This window comes from Streptomyces prasinopilosus, from assembly GCF_001419695.1.
Lineage (GTDB): Bacteria > Actinomycetota > Actinomycetes > Streptomycetales > Streptomycetaceae > Streptomyces > Streptomyces prasinopilosus.
Map to the genome: position 1 here is coordinate 1 of NZ_LIRG01000079.1, position 1,652 is coordinate 1,652.

At 73.6% G+C, this 1,652-nt stretch carries 2 protein-coding genes; both read right to left on the minus strand.

Annotated features, from left to right (window positions below; translation table 11 throughout):
* Positions 1-562, minus strand: a 562-nt coding sequence (locus AOK18_RS04845; protein ID WP_055693493.1) for a 4'-phosphopantetheinyl transferase family protein, incomplete at its 3' end; no start/stop codon positions are given.
* Positions 559-1,461, minus strand: a complete 903-nt coding sequence (locus tag AOK18_RS04850; RefSeq protein ID WP_055693494.1) for a metallophosphoesterase family protein — start codon at positions 1,459-1,461, stop codon at positions 559-561. The genes AOK18_RS04845 and AOK18_RS04850, both read right to left, overlap by 4 nt.
* Between the last annotated feature and the right edge of the window lie 191 nt (positions 1,462-1,652).

Consider the following 1,652-nt stretch of genomic DNA (forward strand, 5'->3'; position numbering starts at 1 on the left):
TGCCGGGGACGCCGGTGCCGTCGCCGCCGGATCCGGTGAACAGCTCGATGTCGGCCTCCATGAAGTCCAGCCACTTCCCGGTCAGCGGGAACCACGCCTTGTACACGGCCTCCTTGGCGCTGAACAGCAGCCGGTCCCAGGGAACTTCGGGCCGTTCCAGGGCCAGGCGCCCGATGCGCTCCGCCTCCTCGGGCAGCGCCACGGACGACAGCACCCCCTCGGGCAGCGGTCCCCGGACCTCCGCGTCGATGCCGAGGGAGGCCAGGTCACCCGTACGGACCAGGGCGGCGGCGCAGTAGCCCGCGCAGTGGGTCATGCTGCCGGCCAGCCCGTCCGGCCAGCCGGGTGCGCCGCGCTCGCCGGGCAGGACGGGCCGCGGGGGCACACCGAGTTTCTCCATGGCGCGGCGGGCGCAGGAGCGCACCGCGGTGAACTCCCGGCGGCGCTTGTCGACGGCCCGCGCCACGACGGCCGCTTCCTCGGGATACAGCGGGGCGTCGGTCCCCTCGTCGCCGTAGGCCTCCACGACCACGACCGTCCCGGGCAGCAGTTCCCCGATCACCGGCCGCCGCCCTCCGCCACCACTGCCCCGGCAGCGGATCCCGTCCCCGGCCCCTCCTCCGGCACGATCCGGCGCAGCCGCCCCGGGGGCGCCGCCCGTTTCCGCCATTCGCGGGGGTAGCCCACGGACACCTCCTCGAAGCGGACGCCGTCCTGCCGGGTGCTGCGCGGGATGTGGAGATGGCCGTAGACCATCGTGTGAACGTCGAACCTGCGGTGCCAGTCGTCGGTGAGCGCGGTGCCGCACCACATGGCGAACTCGGGGTACCACAGGACGTCCGTGGGGTGCCGGTGCAGCGGGTAGTGGTTGACGAGCACGACGGGCAGGCCGGCGGGCAGTCCGGCGAGCCGCCGTTCGGTCTCCTCGACCCGGGCCCGGCACCAGGCCTCCCGGCTGGGGTACGGGTCGGGGTGCAGCAGGTGCTCGTCGGCGCAGACGACGCCGGTGCCGTACGCGTACTCGAGCCCTTCCTCCTTGGTGGCGCACCCGGCCGGCAGGAAGGAGTAGTCGTACAGGAGGAAGAGCGGGGCCACGGCCACGGGGCCGCCGGGGCCCTCCCAGACGGGGTAGGGGTCCTCGGGGGTGATCACGCCGAGGTCGCGGCACCGGGCGACGAGGTGGTCGTAGCGGGCGACGCCCCGCAGGGTGACGGTGTCCTTCGGGTGGGACCACAGTTCGTGGTTGCCGGGTGCCCAGACGACCTTCCGGAAGCGGCCCGCGAGGGTCGCGAGCGCCCAGTGGACGTCGTCCACGGTCTCCGCGACGTCTCCGGCCACCAGGAGCCAGTCGTCGTCCGACTCGGGGCGCATCCGCTCCACCAGGGCGCGGTTCTCGTCGTAGCCGATGTGAAGGTCGCTGATGGCCCACAGTTGTCCGGCACCGGCTGCCGTTGACGTCACCTGTCACTCCCCGCGCGTGAACGATCGATCCGTAGGCATACCATGCACGAAAAGTACGGTTGCCGGTGGGCGGGATCGCGGAATCCGTCACCCGCTCGTGGTCCGGGGGCGTGTGCCGAAGCCGTGTCACCCGCCGCGGCGGGTCGCGGTGAAGCCCCCGCGCGGGGCCGTCCGGCCGGCGGCCCGCCCGG